The organism is Streptomyces antnestii, from assembly GCF_004005495.1.
Lineage (GTDB): Bacteria > Actinomycetota > Actinomycetes > Streptomycetales > Streptomycetaceae > Streptomyces > Streptomyces antnestii.
On record NZ_RZYA01000008.1, the window covers coordinates 179,194 to 200,411 of the forward strand.

Here is a 21,218-nt window from a genome sequence, read left to right on the forward strand (position 1 = left end):
AAAGAGACTGCAGCAGGACGATGCAGTCGTCAACAGCTCAGAGTTCGCAGGTTGGTGTCGGCCGGGTCACACCCGCGTGCGGAGCGCCTTCTTGAGGATCTTGCCCGTCGGGCCCTTCGGCAGCGGATCCACGAGACGCACCTCGCGCGGATACTTGTACGCGGCCATCCGGTCCTTGCAGTAGGCGGCGATCTCCTCGGGCGTGGCAGACGCACCTGGCTTGAGCGCCACATAGGCGAGCACCTCCGCGCCGAGCCGCTCGTCGGACTTGCCGACGACGGCCGCCTCGGCCACCGCCGGGTGCGCGAACAGCACCTCCTCCACGTCGCGCGGGTGCACGTTGTACCCGCCGCGGATGATCAGGTCCTTCTTGCGATCGACGATGAATAAATAGCCGTCCTCGTCGGCGTAGCCGAGATCGCCGGTGTGGAACCACCCGTTCCGCAGCGCCTCGGCGGTGGCCTCGGGCCGCTTGTAGTAGCACTTCATGATGTTGTGGCCACGGACGACGACCTCCCCGATGTGCTCGGGCCCCGGCGGCAGCGGCTCGTCGTTCTCGTCGACCACGCGCACCTCGACGCCCCAGACGGGCTTGCCGATCGACAGCACCTTCCGGGCCTCGGCACTGATGTTGAACGTCGTGGTGCTGGCCGTCTCCGACAGTCCGTAACCCTCCAGGATCACGGCGCCCGGGAGCTTCTCCTCGAACGCGCGGATCACCTCGCCCCGGATCGCGGCTCCGCCGGAGACGCCGACCCGCAGCGAAGCCAGGTCCCGGCCGGAGATGTCGGCCGACAGCAGCGCGACGTACATGGTGGGAACGCCGGTGAAGATCGTGCAGCAGTGCCGCTCGATGGCGTCGAGCACCGACTCCGCCTCGAACCCGGGCACGAGGACGATCGTGCTGCCGAAGCGCACGCCGACGTTGAGGACGCTCGACAGCCCGAAGACGTGGAACAGCGGCAGGGCCGCCACGGACACGTCGTCCTCCTGCATGCCGAACACGTCTCCGGCGACGGTGCAGTTCATGTAGAGCTGGAAGTGGGTGAGTTCGGCGCCCTTCGGCCGGCCGGTGGTACCCGAGGTGTACAGCAGCACGGCGGTGTCGTCCGCGTTGGTGGCACGATGTCGCCGGTGTCCTCGGCGGAGTACAGCCCGTCGTAAGGGAGCGCGCCCTCCGGCAGCCCGTCGCCGGTCGGCGTCGTGACGACGTACGTGGCCACCCCCTCGACCTGCCGCGCACCCTCGAGAGCCTCGTCGGCGAACGACTCGAAGGTCACGAGCAGCTTCGCGTCGGAGTCGTCGAGCTGATACGCGATCTCCGGAGCGCGCAGCAACGGGTTGAGCGGGACCATCGTCAGGCCCGCCTTGAGGATGCCGAAGTACGTGAACAAGAACTGCGGCACGTTGGGCAGTTGGACGGCGACCTTGTCACCCCGCTGCAGCCCGAGGGACAGGAGGCCGTTCGCAGCCTTGCCGGAGATCTCATCGACCTGCGCATAGCTGAAGGTCATGTCCGCGAAGTGGCACAGCGGCTTGTCAGGGTTCGCGACGCGCGACTCCCGCAGGGCGGTGGCGAGGTTGAAGCTCATGAAGGGCACTCCAGTGTGCGCATTACGGCTTGAGGTGAATCGGTTCGAGAGGCACTCCGGCCCGGAACGCCCGTGGGTGCCCCGGGCCGGGATGTGGTCTACGGCAGGACGAGGACCGCTATGACGCCTTGCGATCCGCCCTCCGGTCCACTGCCCACAGTGCGTGCAGGACCGGAGCGCTGAAGGTGAACGCGGGCGTGAACCGCGGCCGCTCTCGCCATACGGTGGCGAGGTCGTCGTGGACCTCGTCGCCGGCGAGCCGGTCGGCGAGTAGTGTGCCGAGGTGGGGGGCCTGGGAGAGGCCATGGCCGTTGCAGGCGATGAGGTAGGAGACGTTCTTCGTCGCCTCTCCGGCGACCGGCAGCATCGACGGTGTACTGGCGATCCATCCGCCCCATGCCCGCTGGATCGCGATGTCGTGCAGCGAGGGGAACCGGGCGCGGAAGCCCTCGGTGATGTCCGCCACGACCTCGGGGTCCGGCTTACGGACGCCCACGGTGCCCCGGGCCACCTGCAGCCGGCGAACACCGGTGACGATCGTGTTGCGCCGGGTGATGCGGTAGTTCTGCATGATGTTGTGCTGGGTGACGATGCCGGAACGGCTCGTCCAGCCGGTCCCGGTCAGAAGGTCGGACGGGATCGGTTCGGTCTCGACCATGCTGACCCAGATCGGTGCCGCCAGTCGCTTCGGGGCGATCGCGAGCTCGCGGGAGTAGGCGTTGGTGGCGAGCACGACCCGCTCGGCACGGACGTGGCCTCCCGGCACGGTGACGATGACCCCCGCGCTGGTGGGCTCCACCGCCTGGACGGCGGTCTGTTCGAACACCTTCGCATCCGATGCGAGCAGTGCCTTTCGCAGACCGAGGGCGAACTTTCCGGGGTCCATGACCCCACCGGCACGTTCGAACATGCCGCCGAGGAAGGCGTTCGGCAGGCCGAGATCACGCCCGTCGCCGAACTCGACGTCCACCCCCGCCTTCTGGAAGATGTCCGCCGCCTTCCTCGCGAGCCGAAGCTGCCCCGGGGAGACGGCTGCCCGGACATTGCCCGTTCGCTCGTACTCGCAGTCGATGCCGAGTCGCCCGATCAGTTCCTCGGTGAAGTCGAGGGCTCCCTCAGTGAGGCGGATGATGCCGGGCCAGCGGCGTGCGTGCACCAGGCTGAGGAGGCTCGGATCACCCCCCGGCACACTCCCCAGCTGGCCGGCGTTGCGCGAACTCGCCCCGCTGCCGCAGAACCCGGCCTCGAGCAGGACGACGTCGGCACCTCGCTCGGCCAGCCGCAGCGCCGCCGCCATGCCGGCATACCCACCGCCGACGACTGCGACGTCACAGGTGAGCTCGCCCTTGACTGGTGCAGTGACATCGGTGGGCGGATCGACCCAGCCGAACTCCGAGTAGGTGACACCTGCGGACGTCATCTCAAACCTCCGTACCAGCCGCGCGCGAACGCCCGCGCACGCTCTCCATTGCTTCTTCTCTGCACCGGTGCCTTCTCGGCCCGAACCGCCCTGCGCTGTCGCGGGGCTACTTCGCTGTACTGAGCTCTTCGGCGGCGACTCCTTCGAGCGGACGGTTCGTTGTCCGAGGCCCGAACATGAAGACGACGATCGAGAACACGATGTAGGCGGCCGCCGCGGTGACCATCACGCCGCCCATGCCCCAGCCACCGAAGAGCGCTGCGCCGAAGACGCCCGAGACGGCACCGCCGACACGCCCGAAGCTGATGATGATCCCGCTGCCCAGGCCGCGGGCCTCCCCGGGGATCGTTTCCGGGATGTAGGTGTAGAAGACGGTGATGACGATCCCGGTCACGATGGCGGCGGCACCGCCCGAGGCGAGGACGACCCAGTTGCTGGTCGACATGCCGAGCAGCACGAGCGGTACGGCGGAGATGACGGACGTGAGGAGGATGAGCGTCTTCCGCTCGACCCTGTCCATGACCAGGAGCGCCACGAGGGGGGTGACGCAGTAGACCACGTTCCAGATGAACTGGATCTCGTACGCGTCGGCCTCGGAGTACTTGAGGCCATAGACGAGCGAGTAGAGAGCCCAGTTCTGGAACAGGTAGTAGCCCAGGGTTGTTCCGAAATAGCCGACGGACACGACTGCGATGGTGCGGATCACGCGCTTGTGCCCGAAAAGCCGGCGGAGTGAGAGGCCCTGTGCGCCTTCCGGAACGGCCTGCGGTTCGCTCAGCGGTCCGCGACGAAGGGCACGCGCCTCGAGCTTCCCGACGATCTCCTCAGCCTTGTCGATCTGCCCATGAGAGGCGTACCAGCGCACCGACTCCGGTATGAGGAAGCGCACCAGAGGAGCTATCACCAAGCCGATACCGCCGATGAGGAACAGGTGCCGCCACGTATTCGGTCCACCGTGGGGGACCACAACCAGCGCGAGCAGCGCGATCGTTGGCGCAATGACCACGAACCCTGAGGTCAGGACCGACACGAACCGGCCACGCGTTTTGCTCGGGAACATCTCCGCGACGTAGACCAGCAGAACCGAAGCCGCCGCCTGCACCCCGATACCCGTGACCACACGGGCGATGAGCATCAGCTCGAAGTTCGGCGAGAGCGCGGTCGCCAGTGCTCCGAACGAGTAGAGGACCGTCCCCCATACGAGGACCGACCGTCGGCCGGATCTGTCCGACAGTCGTCCACCGCCCAGACCGCCCACGACCATCCCGACGAAAAAGGCGGTGTTGACCGTGCCGATCTGCCCCAGGGTGAAGCCGGTGTTCTCCTTGATCGCCGGCATCACATAGGCGAAGAGCGCGTTGTCATAGAACTCGAGCGCCAGATTGGCGGCCAGGATCGCGATCCAGATGATGTGCGGGGTCATCACCGGCAAGCGGTCGAGCCGCGCAGACATGTCCGCGGCATTCCGCACCCGGACAGCCTTCTCTGCGGTGTCTGAACGATCCATTGTTCTTCCTTTCATGCGGCGGCACCGTGGCACGCGCGGACAAGAAGGAGCTGGCACGCCGACTGCGTGCGGATCAGGAAGCGAGTCGAGAGGCCGACGTCGTTGCCGGCCTCGCTATGGGACTCAAACTCAAACAATGTTCTGTGCAGCAATTCGGGAGCCGGCCACGAGAGCTTGGGCTGCGCCCGAGGCGACCTGAGCGCCTCGGGCGGGGCTCATGTCGACGGCATGCGGCGTGCGTCGATCCGACTTCTCATGCGGATGCGCTCACCTTTTGTGTCATCCGACCGGTGTGCAGTCGGGTCAGCCGTCGCCGCTGCCGGCCACGGCGACGACACGGATCTCGACCAGCAGTTCGGGGCGGGCCAGCTGGGTCACTCCGACCGCGGTCCACGACGGGTACCGGTCGGGGAGGAACTCGTCCTTGACCTGGACGAACTCCTGTATGTCGCCTCGGAGATCGGTGTGGAACGTCGTCAGCTCGACGATGTCGGCCAGGCTCGCTCCCGCGGCCCGCAGGACGGTCCTCACGTTCTCGAACGCGAGTCGCGCCTGGGCCTCCATGCCGTCGCCGGGCTTCATGTCCGTCGTGTCGATCCCGACCTGACCGGACACCCAGATCAGATCGCCGACGCGAGTCGCCTGCGAGAAGTGCAGCCGGTCGTAGACCTCCTGGGTCGGAGGCGGGTTGATCGATTGGCGTTCTTTGTCAGAAAGACTCATCACAAATCCGATCAGACGACCTGGCGGAAGATGGGCGAGCGGAACGGCTCTCCCTGGTTCAGCTTCGCCATCTCGTCCTCGAAGAGGACGCCGTTGCGGGCGTAGCGCTTGTTCGCGTCCGGGAGGGGACGGAACGTGGCGTCGTCGCCGAAGAAGCGGAGGACCAGGGTGTGGCGGTCGGGGCAACCGGCGTCGACGCCGGCGCCGCCGTGCAGCGAGCGAGGGTGAAGTGCGACGACGTCACCGGGCTCGACCGCCCACGAGGCGATGTCGTAGGCGTCGGGGTCTTCCGCGAGCTCGGCATCGATGTTGGGCAGACGAGGCAGGACTCCCCCGCCGTACAGCGGTTCCGTCGGATCGTCGAGATTGAACGTGGTCCCGTCGTACTGGACACCACGATGGGAGCTGCGGACGATCTCCAGCGAGTTCTGCTTGGGGATCGACTGGAAGCTGATCCACGCGTTGCCCCAGTGCTCGCCCGCCCACGGCAGGTACGAGGTGTCCTGGTGCCAGGAACTGCGCGCGCCGTGTCCGCCGGCCTTGAGGAACACCTCCTCGGCGAAGTACCAGACGTGCTCCGAGCTCCACAGCTCGGCGAACATCCGGCCGAACGGCAGCTCCGACACCAGCGCGTCCAGCCGGTCCTTGGCGAGCGGGTTGGCGTTGTCGACGAGCGACCGCTGCTCCGTCCCGTCGAACATCGACGTCGCGTGGGGGCCGGGGTTCGCGACGGCCCAGTCGAACGCCTCGCGGCACTTCGTCAACTGCGTGTCGTCGAGGCAGTCCTTCATGAGGACGGCTCCGTCGTTCCGGAACGCTTCTCGCAATGACTCGTGCATCGTTTGGTTCCTCCTTCATGTCGGGTCAGCAGAACGGTAGAGCGCCGGGCAAATTTGCACAACGCTCGTGATGAAAAATATGTGAACGGATCACGGGATGCCGAAGAGGACCGGTGATCGCACAGGATGACTACGCCGGCGCGCCGCTGCGCAAGGCGTCACAGCGCGCGGGGTGCACGACCTGGGTGGGGCGGTGACATACCACTTCGCGAACCTCGCGTCCGAACCGGGCGCCCTCAGTCGCGGCCGGCGGCCAGCGCACGAACGATGTCCCGGGCCGCCTTGGCACCGGTCTCGATGGCACCGTCGATACCACCGACACCGACCGCCGCGATATCACCGCCGGCGAAGTGGATGCGCCCGTGAGGCTCGCGCATCAAGGGAGCCGCCCCAGTCAGCATCCCCGGCCGGTGATGCACCCAGGTCCCCTGCGAGAACGGATCGGCCGCCCAGTCGTGACACGCCGTGTCCACCACCTCGACACCGGGAACGAACAACCGCAGGGCGCGCTGCACCGCCTCGCGATCCTCGCCATCGATAGCCGAGGCGTCGGAGCAGAAGCACACGACAAGCGTGTCGCCCTCGTGGCGGTACTCCGTCCTGGCGGTGTTGATGGGGTGCTTGCCGGCCGGGGCACTGGCTGTGAACGGTTCGATCTCACCCTTGACCCGCGCCCAGATCTTGCGCGTCCTCATCGGCTGTTTCCGCTCGATCAAGGTGCGCACGGGCCGGGCGACCTCAGGCGTGATGGTCACGTCGCTCAGGGTGTTGAGCGGGAGCGCCACAACGGCTCGCCGCGCCCGGATGCGCTCGCCCTCGCGGGTGGTCACCATGACCGCGAGCCCGTCGTCCTCGACGGCCGCCACCGGCGTGGACAGCCAGAGTTCAGCCTTCGACTCACCCATGATCGCGTCGAGCAGACGCTTGGTCCCGCCCTCGATCGGCAAGTGACCGGCCGCTTCAAGGAACGCCGACCAGCTGCCGAAATAGATCGCGGACCAGAAGAGGAACTGCGCGATGCCCTGCTCGCCCTCGGAGTGGACCAGCGACGCCAGTACGCCGCCGAGCACGTCCCGCTCATGCCGGGAGAGGTTCAGTGAGTCCAGCCGGTCCCCGAGCGTCTCCTTCTCGATCGCACTCGTGTCGGCGGCGGAGATGTCGAACGGCCGGGGAAACCGCGCCCGCGCATCGGCCAGACACCGGGCGACCAGCGGACCAGCGACGTCGGCGTGCTCGGCCGGAGTCCCGGAGTGGACGATACCGTCGGCGAGCCAGTAGGCCCTCTCGATCTCCATGGGCGTGACCACGCCGATGCCGTAACGCTCGAGTTCGGGCCAGACGTGCGGCTGGGTCCAGTGCACGTAGGTGCCGCCGAAATCCACGGAGCTGCCGAACGCCTCACCCAGGAAGGTGCGCCCGCCGATCCTGTCGCGCGCCTCGAGCTGCACCACCGAGTAGCCCTCGAGACTGAGATCCCGAGCCGCGGTCACACCGGCGAAGCCGGCACCGATCACTGCAACGTCGTACATGTCGATCACGAGCTCCCGCTATGAGTGCCAGTAGATGGGCGGCACCGTACCCAGCCCCCGAGCCTTAACGCAACGCCTGTTACGAAAAATCAGCCGGCCAAGACTCCTGCGGCCACGCGAGCCGTACAGCCACTGCGAGGTGACGGCGCAGCCCACGTGAAGCGAGCCGACGGCAAGCACGGTCGAGAGCTCAACTGGCCGTGAGCGATCTCAACGGCGCCCAGTTCCTGATCCGCACACTGGTCGGCGCGGGTGTGGACGTGTGTTTCGCCAACCCGGGCACGTCAGAGACACACGTCGTGGCCGCGCTGGATTCGGGCCCGAAGTGCGAGGCGTGCTCGGCCTGTTCGAAGGCATGGTGACCGACGCGGCAGCGATGGCAGCGACACTGGACCCACCAGGCCGCACCGCGAACCTGATGCCGGCATCGGCGCGAGGGCCTTCGTCGAGACGTTCGCCGCGAGGATCGAGCGGGGTGCGGACCTGCCGGCGATCGAACGGCTGGGGTATCCGGCCGAGCCGGTGCAGCGCCAACTCGCCGACGTGAAGCACCTGATCGTCGCAGTCACTCAGTCCCCCGTGTCGTTCTTCGCCTATCCGGACAAGGCCAGAGACCTGGTGCCCGAGGGGCGACCGGCCTCGCTCTGCATCAGCTGACCACGGCAAATGATCAGCTGGGGTCGGACAGCTTGGTCAGCGACCCAGCCATGTGCGCAGTGCCCACCACCAGTGGGCTGTTTCCTCGACGGTGTCGGCGTCCGCCGGGGAGGCCCCAACGAGTTCGCGGAGGCGCCGAAGGCGGTATTTCACCCAGGAGGGAGTCAGAAAGCAGCCTGCCCACATCTGAGCCTGCGTGGGTGACGGTCAGCAGGGCCACGTCCGTGAGGCCGTGGAATCCCGTCAAGTGAAGGGACTTCGCTGCCTGGAGGGCGCGCCGGGCGAGGGCGTAGAGCGGGGCTACATCGGCGAGGAGGGCAGGCGGCGCGGCGACGAGGAGGGAGGCGTCGGCGGGGAGGGTCGGCAGTCGGCCGATCGCTGTTTCCTCGCCGTGCAGGAGTTGCCTGAGCAAGGACTCTCGACCAAGTAGGAACGGCACGCCTGGAATCCGTCCAGAATGGCCGCCAGAGGGACTCCCCTGCCTGGCACGGTCGGAGCCCAGGCGTTCGGCTGCCGAGAGGACTTCCTCCCCGGGGTGGCCGCCGTCCGCACGTGGGCACAGGTCAGCCGGGATTGTTGCCGAACCACCGTGGCCTGGTGGTGTGTTCGTCGATCAGGGGCCGGATGTGCGGCGGGTGTCCGGGGCTGGAGAGATCAGGGCGATGGCGGCGTCGACGAGGGCCTGGATGCGGCCGGGTGTGAACCTCTCGGGTTCGAAGGGGAACATCATCATCCAGCCGTCACCCATGGCACTGAGCTGGTCAGCAAGCAGGTCGGCGGGAATGTCGTCGCGGATGGTGCCCAGAGCCTGCCCGGCCGCGATGATCGAGGTATGCACCTCGCGGTAGCGGGCGTAGCGCCGCTCGATGAGGGCAGCGAAGGCCGGCTCGAACCGTGCGTGGGCAAGCAGTTGGGACATCACGGGCCAGTACTCGGGATCGCCGGTGGTCAGAGCCAGCCACTGCTCTATGAGCGCCTTGATGTCGGCCTGACCGCGGGCGGCTTCGAGCATCTCCTCGTACCTGTCGAAACGGCTCTCGATCAGCGCAGTGACCAGCTCCTCCTTGTTCGCGAAGTAGTACGTCACCGCCCCGGTCGTGTACCCCGCGCGCTGGGCCACCTTGCGCAGCGACGCGCCGGCGTAGCCCTCCTGCGCTATCACCGAGGCCGCCGCCTTCAGCAACTCCGCTCGCTTCGCCACGTGGTCGCCGGTCGGTCGGCCACGCCGCACGGCCGGCTCGACTGCGCCACCGCTGCTCACGTGTCGGGGCGGGCTCTTGGGCATCCCGTGATTCTGCCACAGCTTTAGCGTAGCGAGTGTTGTGTAAATCTCTGTGGCTCGCTACCGTCCTTCCACCACCTGGCGCACCGTAGCCGTCAACCACAACGGCTTACCCGACTGCTCACCGGCCGGCCGACCCAGAGGCGAGAGCTGACGCATGAGAAGTCGGGGCGACGCGCGCCTCTGCAGCCGACATGAGCTGCACCCAAGGCGCTCAAGCCGCCTCGGGCGGCTTCCCTGCACCCGAGGGCGCCACCAACCGCTCGACGGCGTGACTGACTCCCGAATCACCGCACGGAACATCGCTTGAGCCCGGCGCACCGTGACCGTCGTGCACCTCCCCCGCCATTGCAGGCCACAGCGGTTTCCTGATCGAGCCGGACGGATTCCTGTTCCTGGCGGTCGCTCGGTTCCTTGTCACAGCGTCGGATACAGGTCCAGCGGCACTTCCTGCCCCAGTTCGATCTCGGCCCAGATCGTTTTGCCCTGGCGGCCGTAGCGAGTGCCCCACATGTCGGTGAGCTGCGCCACGAGGAACAAGCCTCGTCCTCCTTCGTCCTCGTTGCCGGCGCGGCGTAGATGCGGAGAGGTGTGCCCTCCGTCGGAAACCTCGCAGATCAAGGTGCGGTCGAGGTCACGGAGCACACGCAGGGAGACCGGAGGGCTGCCGTATCGGATCGCGTTGGTGACGAGTTCGCTCACGACCAGTTCCACGACGAACGTCGCGTCGTCCAGCTCCCACTCCTCCAGCTTCCCTCGGACGAGTGCGCGGGCTGAGGCCACCTCGGCCGGGTCGGAGGCGACGTGCCAGGATGCCGTGCTGTCCTCGGGGAGGGCATGGACGCGCACCAACAGCAGTGCGGCATCGTCCTCGGCGGATCCCTGGGCGCCGAGCGAGACGATCTCGTCGCACGTTCCCTGCAGGGACCCGGTCGGCGCATCCAGTGCCCGGCACAAGTCCGCCACGCCCTCGTCCACGTCCCGGTTGCGCGCCTCGACCATTCCGTCGGTGAACAGAGCGAGCACCGTACCCTCGGCGAATTCGAACTCCACGCTCTCGAAAGGCAGCCCACCAATGCCCAGCGGGGGCCCTGTCGGCAGGTCGAGCGGTGCGGCCTGCGAGCCCCCTGTCCCGCGACCGGTGACAACCGGTGAGAGGTGGCCCGCACTGGCCATGACGCACGTGCAGGAGGTGGGGTCGTACACGGCGTACAGGCAGGTCGCCCCGAGCGCCCTGTCCGCCCACTCGTCGCCCGGTGCCCGATGGATTCCGATCCGTGCCTGACCCACCAAGTCGTCGAGCCGGGTCAGGAGTTCGTCCGGCGGCAGGTCCAGGGCGGCCAGCGCCCGCACGCTCGTGCGCAACCGGCCCATGGTGGCCGCGGCGTCCACTCCGTGTCCCACCACGTCGCCGACCACAAGGCCGACTCGGGCGCCCGACAGCGGAATCACGTCGTACCAGTCGCCCCCGACTCCGAGAGGGCCGACGGTGGGGATGTAGCGGTGCGCAAGATCGATTCCACTCGGTTGCGGAAGCGCTCGCGGGAGGAGGTCGTGCTGCAGTTTCAGCGCCGTGGTGTGCTCGCGGATGTAGCGGCGAGCGTTGTCCACGCAGACCGCGGTGCGCGAGGCCAGTTCTTCGGCGAGAGCGCGGTCCTCCTCGGTGAAGGGCGTGCGGGGCGGCTGCCGGAGGAGGGTGACCATGCCCAGCACACTCCCACCGAGGAGCAGAGGCAGGGACAGCAGGCGCTGGTGCGCGGTCGTCGAGCCACTGCCGATGACACCCAGCAGCGAATCACCTCGCGCAATGGACCGCTCACTCGCGGTGCGCTCCGCCGCGAGCCGTAGGCCCGCCGGTGCGCCGGAAGCCGAGGGCGGGACGTCCTCTCCGGCCAGGACCGACTCCGCGACCTCGATCCGTACGGTGTCGGCGAAATCCGGAACCACGAGGCCCGCGAGTTCCTCGGCCGTTTGCCTGACGTCGAGCGCCGTACCGATTCCGCTGGCCCGGCTGAGCAGTGCCAGACGGGTCTCTGCCTCGTAGCGCTCCGTGATGTCGACGGCCGCCTCGCAGACGCCCAGGGGCCGGCCCGCGTCGTCCTGCAGACGGAAGTACGAGCACGAGATGACCCGATGGTGCTCTGACGCAGCGGGGATGGGTCCCCGCCAATGGACGTCGAGCACCGGCTCTCCGGTGCGCAACACCTCTTCCAGCACTTTCTCTATGTCGTGGCAACCCGGAGGGGAGAGGACCGTGCCGTGGGGGAAGAGCACGCTGTTGGCCTGTCCCACCCACTCACCGGCGTGCCAGCCCATGACGTCCTGCACCACGCCATTGACCCACTTGAGGCGGGTGTCCGGTCCATAGACGCTCAGCGCCACGGGAGACTGGGTGAAGAGCCCGGACAACATCGACTGGTCGGTCATCCACTCCTGATAGCGGTCGCAGGCGGCGGCCATCACGACCCAGGCGGGCGTTCCCTGCTCCTGCTCCACCGGGAAGATGCGCAGGACTGTCTCCACCAGCGTCCCGTCGGGGCGTCGAACGGTGCGGTTCTCGGTCCGGACTTCCCTGAGCGCCGGTGCCCCCGCCGCCCCGAACGCCTGCAGCGTGTCACCCCGGGTCCGAACGTCCCGCAGGGCCTCGTTCACCGGGCGGCCGAGCACATCTTGCGCGTCCGCGCCGTAGAGATCGCGGGCTGCGGGACTCCAACCCATCACCCGCCCGTGCACATCCACCACGATCATGGCTGCTGTGGTCGTGTCGAAAGGGTTCTGCTGACCGGTCTCCCGTGATGCGCGCATCGTGGCCATGCGACCTGCCCAGTGCCGGAATGTCTGAAAATAAGGCTACGCCTGGACACCCCGGCACGTCTTAGCTGCAGGTCACCGCGACGCCGAATGCAGACCGCTCCTTGGGCGGTGGCACGAGGGCCGCCGGCTCGCGTGAACACATCGTGGGCGAGGGAGACGGCGGCTGCAGGATCGGGGACGCCTGCCCCTTGGCGTGACGCCAAGAACTGTTCGAGGGGGTCACACAGACGCGTCGCCCGGTTCTCGTACCACCAGGTGGTGCCGATGAAGAAGCCGAGTTGCAGGATTCCCCATACGAGCCCCAGCGTGAGCCGCCCGTACACGGGAACCGCGGCGATCCCCAGTCGTCACAAATCATCGTTGGATCCGTGGCAAGGACACGCTGGCGGCCTCGCGGCCACAGCGTGTCCTTGACTCCCTGCCGTCCGGTCAGAGCGGTCAGGCCACGGGAACCGAGCCTCGACGGGCGTTGCGCCGGCTTCCGTTGACCCGGTCGTTGAAACGGTCGACGGCCCAGATGGTGCGCAGTCCCAGCGGACCCATCATCATCGGACGAGGGAACTTGGGCTCCTTCATCCACAATCCCTCCAAGTCCTCGTGTCGCTCGCCGTCGACGATGAGATCGGCGATGAGGGTCCCGACGTAAGGCGCCTGAGCGAGCCCGTGACCGTTGCAGGCGATCGAGTAGAAGACGTTGTCCTCGATCTGCCCGGCCAGCGGAAGCCAGGACGAGGTGATGGCGATCCATCCTCCCCACGCACGCTCGATCGCGACGTCGGATAGAGTCGGAAACCGCGTCGCGAAGGCTTCTGCGAGTTCTTCGACGAGCGCCGGGTCCGGCTTCTTCCGCGGGAGCGGATACGACGTGCCACGCTCGAGCCGTCGGACGCCGAACACGATGGTGTTGCGGGGCGTCAGCCGGTAATTCTCCATGATGGCGTGCTGGGTGACCAGTCCCGACCGACTGGTCCACCCCAGTGCCGCCAAACGGGAAGGATCGATGGGCTGGGTCTCCACCTCGATGACGTAGATGGGTACGGAGAGCCGTGGAGGAGTGATGTCCCACTCTCCCGCGTACGCGTTCGTGGCCAGGACCACTTTGTTCGCCCGCACCTGACCCTGAGGAGTGGTGAGGACCACTTGGCCGCGGTCGCGCGTGACGTCGGTGACCTTCGTCTGCTCGAAGACTCGCGCGGAGGAGCCGAGCAGTGCGCGGCGCACACCCAGGGTGAACCTGCCGGGATTCATCATTCCCCCGACCACCTCGCGCATCCCGCCGAGGAATCCGCGCGGGATTCCGAGCTCTTCGCTCGTGCCCAGTTCCACGTGGCAGCCGGCGCGCTGAAGAATCTTGGTCACACGGCGCACTCGGCCCATCTGTCCACGCGACACCGCCGCGAAGCAGTTGCCCGTCTGTTCGTAGTCGCAGTCGATGCCGTGCGTCTTGATGAGGTCTTCCACGTGGTGCGCGGCGTGCTCGGCGAGCCGGATCATGCCGGGCATCTTCTTGCGGTAGAGCAGATTGAGGAGCTGGAGGTCTCCGCCTGGAGCACCCGCCAGTTGCCCTGCGTTTCGGGAGCTGGAGCCGTGTCCGCAGAACTCGGCCTCCAGCACCACCACGTCCTGACCACGTTCGGCCAGCCGCAGCGCCGTCGACATGCCGCCGAGGCCGCCGCCGACGACCGCGACATCACAGGTGAGCTCGCCGGTCAGTGCCGGCTGGATGTCCGCAGGCGGATCGACCCAGCCGCTGAAGGTGGTGTACTCGACGTTGTCGGTCTTCATCTGATTGCTCCTCGCGAACGTACTCTGATCCTTGGTGTGTCGCTCAAGCCCGAGCAACGCTGGGTTCGTTCGAAGCCGGCTCCACACCTGTCTCCACGTTGTGGTTGTGCAGAGCGCGGTACGAGATGAAGTACACGAAGAGCTGGGTTCCCCAAGTGGCGAGAGCGAGGGTGTAGAAGATGGTGCGGTACTCGTCGTCGCCCGAAATCGGGAAGAAGTCGTATGTGACGGCGATGGCGGTCCCCGCAGCGGTGGCGAGCGCAGTACCGATGGCCAGACCCTTGGCACGGATCTTCCAGAGCCGCCGCGAGAAGTAGGCGAGGAACAGGGTCGTGAGCGCGTTGACGACGACGTAGAACGTGGCTGTGCCGACGTGAAGTTCATGGCCGCGGAACTGCTGGAGATACAGCCCGGCGGCGATGGCGACCGCAAACGCGCCGATGTCGGCCACCAACGTCGGCTTGTACCGGTGTGTGACGCGCATCAGGCCCATGACCAGAATCAGGGTGATGCCCACCGATCGCGAAAAGGCATCGAAGAAGTACGCGATGTTGTACAGGACGCTGCCCGGGTCGCCTCCGAGGAGGGACCAGACGAGGAAGTTCGAGCCGGACGTGGCTACGATGATCCATTCCAGGCCGAGCAGGTAGTTGCCGTACCGTCGGATGAACTTCCATCCGTAGAAGAAGCCGGCGAAGATCATCCAGAGATCGGCCAGCATGAAGAGCAGTTCCTTCATGGTTCTTGTCCCTTTGAGTCGGGGCCCGATGTGCTGAGCAGGAGGCGATCTGTGCGGTGGTCGCTGGGTTGCTTCAGCCGTGGAGGCCGTCGCAGCGAGGGGCTGGTTCAGGACGCGGCACTTCCCACGCGCCTCTGCGGTCAGCCGTGCGTGTGCTGTTCGAGCACGGCCCTGAAGCCGCCCTTGTGCCGCAGTCGCGACAGCACCGTCGCGAGGATGACCAGCGCCGGGAAGACGAGCGAGACCCAGTAGGCCGTGGTGTATGCCTGAGCGCTCGGCATGTGGGCGCCTTCGAGGAGGTAGTCCGAAGCCTTCAGGTTCACCATCGAGGGGTTCAGCTTGCCGGCCGTCATGCCGGCGACGTCCATCGAGTGGTACACGAATCCCGATGCGTTCAGCAGGATCGTGACGACTGCGGCACCGATCGCGATGCCGATGGCCATGACCGTGCCGGGCATTCCGGCCGCCATACCGGCCTTCTCCTCCGGGACGACGAACTGCGGTATGGCGAAGGCGGCGCTGTAGCCGGCCCGGCTCCCCAGGCCGATGACGCCCGACGCGACGACGTACTCCCATGGCCGGTCATGAGCAACGGCCAGGAGCAGCAGGCCGGCCGCGCAGACCGCGGCGCCACCTATCAGGATGGCGCCGGGGCGACCGCGAGCGATGAGCTTCTCGGAATACTTGCCGCTGATGAACATCGTCAGCGCGAACGGCAGCATGATCAGGCTCGTCTTCAGCGGATCGTAGGTCAGGCCGTACTCCGCGAACTTCGTCGACCAGCCCGTCAGCCCACCGTTGGTCGAAAGGGGCAGGCCGTTCGGGGTCTGGACGTAGTAGTTGGCCAGCACCAGGAACGCGGCATCGATACAGCCGAAGAGCCCGGCCGACAGACACGCCGTGGTGACGTAGGGCGTGCGCAGCACCGAGATGTCGAAGACCGGCTTTGTGGACCGGCGCTCCGCGAAGACCCATGCGACCGCCGCGACCACGCCGGCGAGGAGGATCATCGCGCTGTTCTTGCCGATGACGCTGTCCGGCGGCGCGCTCAGGGGCAACAGGATGAGCGCCACCCAGCCGATCAGCCACATCGTGTTCACGACGCCCAGACGACCCCTGGACTGCGCCGGAGAGTTCGGCACGACCGCCAGCAGGGCGACCGTGGTGATGGCGAAGAGCGCGGCCAGGATGTAGTAGAAGGGGGCGATCGACAGGCTCGGCAGCGAGCCGTCCGCGTTGAGGTGGGTGGGAAGTGGCCAGATCCGCACGGAGATCCCGCCGCCCACCATGCCCAGCACCACGCCGCTGCCCGTGGCCATGATGAGGACCATGACCGCCGTCGACACGCCGTTGCCGGGCAGGTGCCGCCGCAGGAAGCTCAGCGGCAGAAGCTGGGCAGCGCTTCCGAAGCCGAGGAGCGCCGATCCGATCACCAGGGCGACGTAGTTGTCGGCGATCGCTGGGATCAGCGCGCCTCCCACGAGGAAGCCGCCGGCGAGCAACGCCATCGCGCGCTCACTCAGCATGTCGGTCAACCGTGGGATCAGTACGAATCCTGCGCCGCCACCCAGCGTGAGTGCGCTGAAGATCCAGGTCGCGGCACTCACCGAGTTGTGCGCGTAGCTGGAGGTGATCAGGGGCAGCAGCGGCGGCACCATGAATGCCACCGCGTTCGTCACGGTGGCCAGCAGGGCAGCGACCGCGATCAATGCTCTCTTGTTGGCCGCGATGCGGGCCGGAGCCACCGCATCGGTCCGGCCGAGTGTTCCTTGGATGTCCATGTTCTTGGCCGGCTCTCTCAGACTTGGCCGGGGAGCCCGGCGCCGGTGGAGGTGTAGTCGTCACGGCCGAGCAGGTCCATGGGGTCGGACATCTGCCCGCCGACCTCGACCCAGCCGAGGTAGTGCTCGGAGGACCAGTCGAGTCCTCGCTGGATCTCCTCCGGGAACGACCGGATCTGCTCCAGCGTGTAGGTGAGGAAGGGGTTCTCCTCGGGGCGCAGGAAAGCGAGGTCGTAGCCCGTCGACAGGCCGAAGCGGTGCTCGTCCGAGGTCGTGTTCTGGCCACCACCGTGGTAGGTGGAGCCGATCCAGATGAGCGCCGAGCCGGCCTTCATCTCCGTCGGGACCGCTTCCTCGAGTCGCGGCGCGCGCTCGTCGTCCCACAGGTGGGAGCCCGGAATCACGAGGGTGCCACCGTTCTCGGCGGTGAAGTCGCTGACCGCCACCATGATCTGCACCCGCGCTTCGCGCTGGTAGGTGGGGTGTCGCCACAGCCAGACCGAGTCGTCGCGGTGGAGCGGCTGCGAGCCCTGTCCCGGGCCGATCTTGATGGCCATCGTCGCGCCGATGTGCGTGCCTGCCGGGAAGGGCACCGACTCCTCGCCGAAGAAGGCATTGATCGGCTTGTTGAGGATGCTCTGGGCGACGCTTCGGAACAGCGGGTTCAGTGCGATCGTCGCCATGTGCTCGGTCCGCGCGAACAGGCCGCTTGCGCGCTTGGTCCTGTTGCCGGCGAACACCGCGTCGTGGCCGGTGTCGACCGAGTCGAGCACGGGGTCCAGATCCTTCTTGATGCCTTCGATGGTGACCTCGTCGAAGAGCCCTTCGATGATCACGCCGCCGTCTCGCATGATCACCTCGACCGCGGCGTCCGTGGTGGCGTCGGGGGTGAGACGAGCGAGTTCGTTTTTCGCCATGACAGGTCCGTTCTTTCGTGAGTGCCGGGCCGCGCTGGAGCGGGCCGACCGCCTTGTGAGCCGATACGCTAAAGCGAAGTTAGTCATACGTTCAAGACATCCGACTAAGAAAGTTTCGCGCTTCGGCCGCAGCAGCCACCGACCGCAGGCGCGACTGCTAGGCTGAGCATTGACTTAATCAAGCGACCAACTGTGTGGACGCCTTAAACGGGAGGATTTCGTGGCACGGATCTCCGTCGCCCAACGGCGTAGCGACTTCATCGACGCCGCCGTGGAAGTCATCGCGATCCACGGCATCGACGGCGCAACAACCCGGCGGATTGCCGAGCAGGCTCAGGCGAACGTGGCGATGCTGCACTACTGCTATGACTCGAAGGAGGACCTCTTCGCCGATGTCTACGAGTTCGTAGCCGGCAGGTACCGCGATGTGGTGAAAGACAGTGATCCGCACTCCAACCTGGTGGACACAGCGTGCCAACTCCTCCGCGGTGTCATGGAGTTCTACGTCGAGTCAACCACCTTCACCGCGGCGGCATTGGAACTCATCAGCTGGGCACGGCGTCAGCACGGAGACCGCGGCATCGCGGTGTTCGACCAGGCCCTTGAGACGGTGCGCGCTGTGCTTCGCAGCGCCACCTCAGAGCACCCGGTCGAACCAGAAACCATCGATCAGATCGCCTATGTCATCGGTACCTTGTCCGACGGTTTCGCCCTGAACTGGTTGACGTACGGGGATCGGTCCGCCGCAACGGAGCAGATGGAAGTCGCCGCCTCAGTACTCGAGAGTTGGCTCGCGGTCCGGCTCGGATCTACGCCCGTAGCACTGTGATTGACCCATGAACGCGACGGGCGGCGCGGCCCGGCGCACTCAAGTCAAGGACGCCGACGACCTCTTGGGCGGAAGATGTTCGTGGTGCAGCCGCTCGTCCTGGGTGTGCACGGTGGGAGGCCCGAGGTCGGGCCTCCCACCGATCATGTGTGGTGCTGTCACAACGGCAGGTCGGGCGAGTCGACGCCGACGACCCGGTCGCCGCAGAAGACGCGCACCGACTCTGCCGGTCCGTGGCCGCCGATGCCGGCCGGGCCCCAGAAGCTCTGAGCCGACTCCTCACCGAGGTCGGCGATCTTGGCGCCGTTGATGCGCACCTCGCCGGACATGACACGGGAGCCGACGTCGATCGCGCGGTCGGTGTCGGTGCCGAACACGTAGGCATCGAGGCCCGAGGGGTTGGCGTTGGCGATGCGCAACGCCTGTTCGTCGGAGTCCACGGCGTGCAGCGAGACGACGGGCCCGAACAGCTCGGCGGTGGCCTGAGCGGGGTCGGCGCCGGCGGCGATCGTCGGCGACATGAAGAAGCCGTCGAGCCCGGGCAGTTGGGCGGGCCGGTGGATGCTCGCCCCGAGGTCACACAGCCCCTCGATCCTGCTCTTGAGGGTCTGGAAGTGCGGCGCGTTGGAGATCGGGCCGATCTCGACGTCCTCGTCGAGAGAGTGCCCGACGACGAGCTTGGAGATCCGCTCGGTCAACGCCTCCAGAAGAGGGTCGACCAGGCTGCGGTGAGCGAGGATCTTGCCCGGCCCCTCACACCACTGGCCGTTGAGCTTGGTCATGCCGTCGAGAATGCCGTCGGCGGTGACGTCCAGGTCGGCATCGTCCAGCACGAGCACCGGATTGTTGCCGCCGAGCTCCAGCTGCAACACCTTGAAGTCCTCCGCGCCGGCCCGCGCGATGGCGCGGCCGGCACCCGGTCCGCCGGTGAAGGAGACGACCTTGATGCGCGGGTCGGCAGTCAGCCTGGCGCCGACGTCGCCGCCGCCGTGCACCAGTTGCAGCGCGCCGCTGGGCAGGCCCGCCTCGACGAAGCACTCGACGATGATCTGCGCGCTGCCGGGCGCGTGCTCCGAGGGCTTGAGGATGACGGGGCAGCCCGCCGCCATCGCGCTGACGATCTTGGCGGCGGGAATGAAGCTCGGACCGTTCCACGGCGTGAGAATCGCGGCCGGCCCCCACGGCACCTTGTAGAGGCGGACGTCGCGGCCGCCGGCCGCCAGCGCGGTGACGCGCGGGATGTTCACCAGGTCCGACGCCGACGCCCGGATCCTCGCGGGCAGGAAGGCCGCGACCTTGCGCGTGACGCCGATGGGTGTGCCGCTGGTCAGCGAGTCCGTGCGTGCGATGTCCTCGGCACGGGTCTCGATGATCTCGGCGACGCGCTCCAGGATGCCGGCGCGCTCACGCCGGGCGTCCTCGTCCCAGCGGCCGATGTCGTACACGCGCTCCGCGTGCCGCAGCGCCCGGTCGAGATCGTCGGGTGCTGTCGTGACGAGGCGGTGGACGGGCTCGCGCGTGTTGGGGTCGACGTTCCAGGCGCCATCGACCGTCGGGCACTCGCTCCAGTCGTCGGCGATGTAGTTCACCGGCTGGGGGATTCTGATCTCGTTGCTCGCCATGGAGCTCACCTCTGCATTCACTCGTCGGTCAGGACTGGAGATCGACGACGATGCGGGTCACGTCACCGGACTTCATCGCCTCGAAGCCCTCGTTGATCTCGCCGAACGGGATGACCCGCGTCACCATCTCGTCGAGCAGCAGGCGTCCCTGCTGGTACAGGTGCGCGAGCTGGAGGATGTCCTGCCGCGCCTGACCCGAGCCCATGTAGGAGCCGATGAGTCGCTTCTCCTCGAAGAAGAAGTCCGATGCCGGGATGCTGAGTTCGGTACCTCCGGGCGCGATGCCGACCAGGCACGCGGTACCCGTCGGACGCAGGAGGGCCACGGCCGTCGCCGCGGTTCGGGCCGAGCCGACCGCCTCGAAGGAGTAGTCCACTCCGTCGCCCAACTGGCGGTGCAGTTCCGCGACGATGTCGCCGTCTGCGCCGTTGATGACGTGGGTCGCGCCGTAGCCGCGCGCGGCCTTGAGCCGTGCGTCGTCCAGGTCGATGGCAACGATCGCCGACGCTCCGGCGAGCCTGGCCCCCTGGATGATGGCCGAGCCGACGCCGCCACAGCCGATGACCGCCACCGTGCTGCCCGGCCTCACCTGGGCGCCGCGGAAGACGGCGCCTACACCGGTGATGACGCAGCAGGCCAAGAGGCACCCGACGTGCAGCGGTACCTCGTCAGGGAGCCGCACCAGTGCGTTCTCCCGCATGAGGACGTGCCGGGAGAACGCCCCGACGTCGCCGAGCCGCTCGATCGGCCTGCCGTCCGTGGTCTGGAACGCGGGCCGCGGACGGCGGCGTACATCCTCGACACGACGGCACTGGGTCGACCGTCCCGCCTCACAGTTGACGCAGCGGCCACAGGAGGGTGTCAGCGCGCCGACCACGCGGTCCCCGGGACGCAGGCCGGACACCTGTGCCCCGACCGCCTCGACCACGCCCGCCACTTCGTGCCCGACGACGACCGGCAGGCCGGTCGGAACCGTCCCCGTCATGTAGTGCAGGTCGCTGTGGCACAGCCCCACGTTCGTGACCGCGACCCGCACCTCGTGCGGCTCCGGTTCGTCCACCCGGATGTCGGTCAGCTCGAGCGGCTCATTGACCGCGGTGAGTACCGCGGCCTGGGTGTCGATCATGTCGACGTCCCCTCTGTCGATTCCTGTGGGATTGGTCTGTTGAAGGTGATGGCGAG

18 protein-coding genes are annotated in these 21,218 nt (G+C 67.3%); 3 read left to right on the forward strand and 15 right to left on the reverse strand.

Going from position 1 to position 21,218, the window contains the following annotated elements:
- Positions 1-66: 66 nt before the first annotated feature.
- The 7 genes from EOT10_RS42615 to EOT10_RS19055 all read right to left on the reverse strand — a co-directional run bounded on the left by EOT10_RS42615 (position 67) and on the right by EOT10_RS19055 (position 7,610).
- Entirely contained in the window at positions 67-1,098 is a 1,032-nt protein-coding gene (locus EOT10_RS42615) for a class I adenylate-forming enzyme family protein (protein ID WP_262985421.1), read from the reverse strand.
- On the reverse strand, positions 1,026-1,592 hold the full coding sequence (locus tag EOT10_RS42620) for an AMP-binding protein (RefSeq protein ID WP_262985422.1): 567 nt from the start codon (positions 1,590-1,592) through the stop codon (positions 1,026-1,028). Before EOT10_RS42620 ends, EOT10_RS42615 begins: the two co-directional genes overlap by 73 nt.
- A gap of 118 nt (positions 1,593-1,710) precedes the next feature.
- Complete coding sequence (locus EOT10_RS19030; protein ID WP_127829429.1) at positions 1,711-3,012, reverse strand: NAD(P)/FAD-dependent oxidoreductase; 1,302 nt, start codon at positions 3,010-3,012, stop codon at positions 1,711-1,713.
- Positions 3,013-3,118: 106 nt separating this feature from the next.
- Positions 3,119-4,576, reverse strand: coding sequence for an MFS transporter (locus tag EOT10_RS19035; RefSeq protein ID WP_223281069.1), 1,458 nt, complete (start codon positions 4,574-4,576; stop codon positions 3,119-3,121).
- Between the two features lie 246 nt (positions 4,577-4,822).
- Positions 4,823-5,242 carry a RidA family protein gene (locus EOT10_RS19040; RefSeq protein WP_127829430.1) on the reverse strand — a complete coding sequence of 140 codons (420 nt, stop codon included), beginning with the start codon at positions 5,240-5,242 and terminating at the stop codon, positions 4,823-4,825.
- A gap of 11 nt (positions 5,243-5,253) precedes the next feature.
- A complete protein-coding gene (locus EOT10_RS19045) occupies positions 5,254-6,081 on the reverse strand; it encodes a phytanoyl-CoA dioxygenase family protein (protein WP_127829431.1) in 828 nt (275 codons plus the stop codon).
- 236 nt (positions 6,082-6,317) lie between these two features.
- The gene (locus EOT10_RS19055) at positions 6,318-7,610 is read right to left on the reverse strand and encodes a flavin monoamine oxidase family protein (RefSeq protein WP_127829555.1); all 1,293 of its coding nucleotides are present in this window, start codon (positions 7,608-7,610) and stop codon (positions 6,318-6,320) included.
- 522 nt (positions 7,611-8,132) lie between these two features.
- On the opposite strand from EOT10_RS19055, the gene EOT10_RS42625 reads away from it, so the two are divergent.
- Both EOT10_RS42625 and EOT10_RS19065 read left to right on the forward strand, forming a co-directional pair.
- Positions 8,133-8,267 (forward strand): hypothetical protein, encoded by a 135-nt coding sequence (locus EOT10_RS42625; protein ID WP_262985423.1) that lies wholly within the window; start codon positions 8,133-8,135, stop codon positions 8,265-8,267.
- Positions 8,268-8,514: 247 nt separating this feature from the next.
- Positions 8,515-8,697, forward strand: a complete 183-nt coding sequence (locus EOT10_RS19065) for a hypothetical protein (RefSeq protein WP_127829432.1) — start codon at positions 8,515-8,517, stop codon at positions 8,695-8,697.
- A 183-nt stretch (positions 8,698-8,880) separates the two neighbouring features.
- Here EOT10_RS19065 and EOT10_RS19070 read toward each other — a convergent pair whose 3' ends face one another.
- The 6 genes from EOT10_RS19070 to EOT10_RS19095 all read right to left on the reverse strand — a co-directional run bounded on the left by EOT10_RS19070 (position 8,881) and on the right by EOT10_RS19095 (position 17,585).
- Positions 8,881-9,468 (reverse strand): TetR/AcrR family transcriptional regulator, encoded by a 588-nt coding sequence (locus tag EOT10_RS19070; protein WP_223281070.1) that lies wholly within the window; start codon positions 9,466-9,468, stop codon positions 8,881-8,883.
- Between the two features lie 498 nt (positions 9,469-9,966).
- Positions 9,967-12,354 (reverse strand): SpoIIE family protein phosphatase, encoded by a 2,388-nt coding sequence (locus EOT10_RS19075; RefSeq protein WP_223281071.1) that lies wholly within the window; start codon positions 12,352-12,354, stop codon positions 9,967-9,969.
- 447 nt (positions 12,355-12,801) lie between these two features.
- Entirely contained in the window at positions 12,802-14,235 is a 1,434-nt protein-coding gene (locus EOT10_RS19080) for an NAD(P)/FAD-dependent oxidoreductase (RefSeq protein WP_223281072.1), read from the reverse strand.
- A complete protein-coding gene (locus tag EOT10_RS19085; RefSeq protein WP_127829435.1) occupies positions 14,192-14,887 on the reverse strand; it encodes a transporter in 696 nt (231 codons plus the stop codon). Before EOT10_RS19085 ends, EOT10_RS19080 begins: the two co-directional genes overlap by 44 nt.
- A 140-nt stretch (positions 14,888-15,027) precedes the next feature.
- Positions 15,028-16,668, reverse strand: a complete 1,641-nt coding sequence (locus EOT10_RS19090) for an MFS transporter (RefSeq protein ID WP_127829436.1) — start codon at positions 16,666-16,668, stop codon at positions 15,028-15,030.
- Between the two features lie 17 nt (positions 16,669-16,685).
- Positions 16,686-17,585, reverse strand: coding sequence for a phytanoyl-CoA dioxygenase family protein (locus EOT10_RS19095; protein WP_127829437.1), 900 nt, complete (start codon positions 17,583-17,585; stop codon positions 16,686-16,688).
- Positions 17,586-17,805: 220 nt separating this feature from the next.
- Here EOT10_RS19095 and EOT10_RS19100 point away from each other — a divergent pair, with 220 nt between their 5' ends.
- Positions 17,806-18,414, forward strand: a complete 609-nt coding sequence (locus EOT10_RS19100) for a TetR/AcrR family transcriptional regulator (RefSeq protein WP_223281073.1) — start codon at positions 17,806-17,808, stop codon at positions 18,412-18,414.
- 158 nt (positions 18,415-18,572) lie between these two features.
- On the opposite strand, the gene EOT10_RS19105 is transcribed toward EOT10_RS19100, so the two are convergent.
- Together EOT10_RS19105 and EOT10_RS19110 are read right to left on the reverse strand one after the other, a co-directional pair.
- Positions 18,573-20,036 carry an aldehyde dehydrogenase family protein gene (locus tag EOT10_RS19105; RefSeq protein WP_127829438.1) on the reverse strand — a complete coding sequence of 488 codons (1,464 nt, stop codon included), beginning with the start codon at positions 20,034-20,036 and terminating at the stop codon, positions 18,573-18,575.
- A gap of 28 nt (positions 20,037-20,064) precedes the next feature.
- Positions 20,065-21,162: a Zn-dependent alcohol dehydrogenase gene (locus tag EOT10_RS19110; RefSeq protein WP_127829439.1), complete on the reverse strand. Its 1,098-nt coding sequence runs from the start codon at positions 21,160-21,162 to the stop codon at positions 20,065-20,067.
- Positions 21,163-21,218 lie beyond the last annotated feature (56 nt).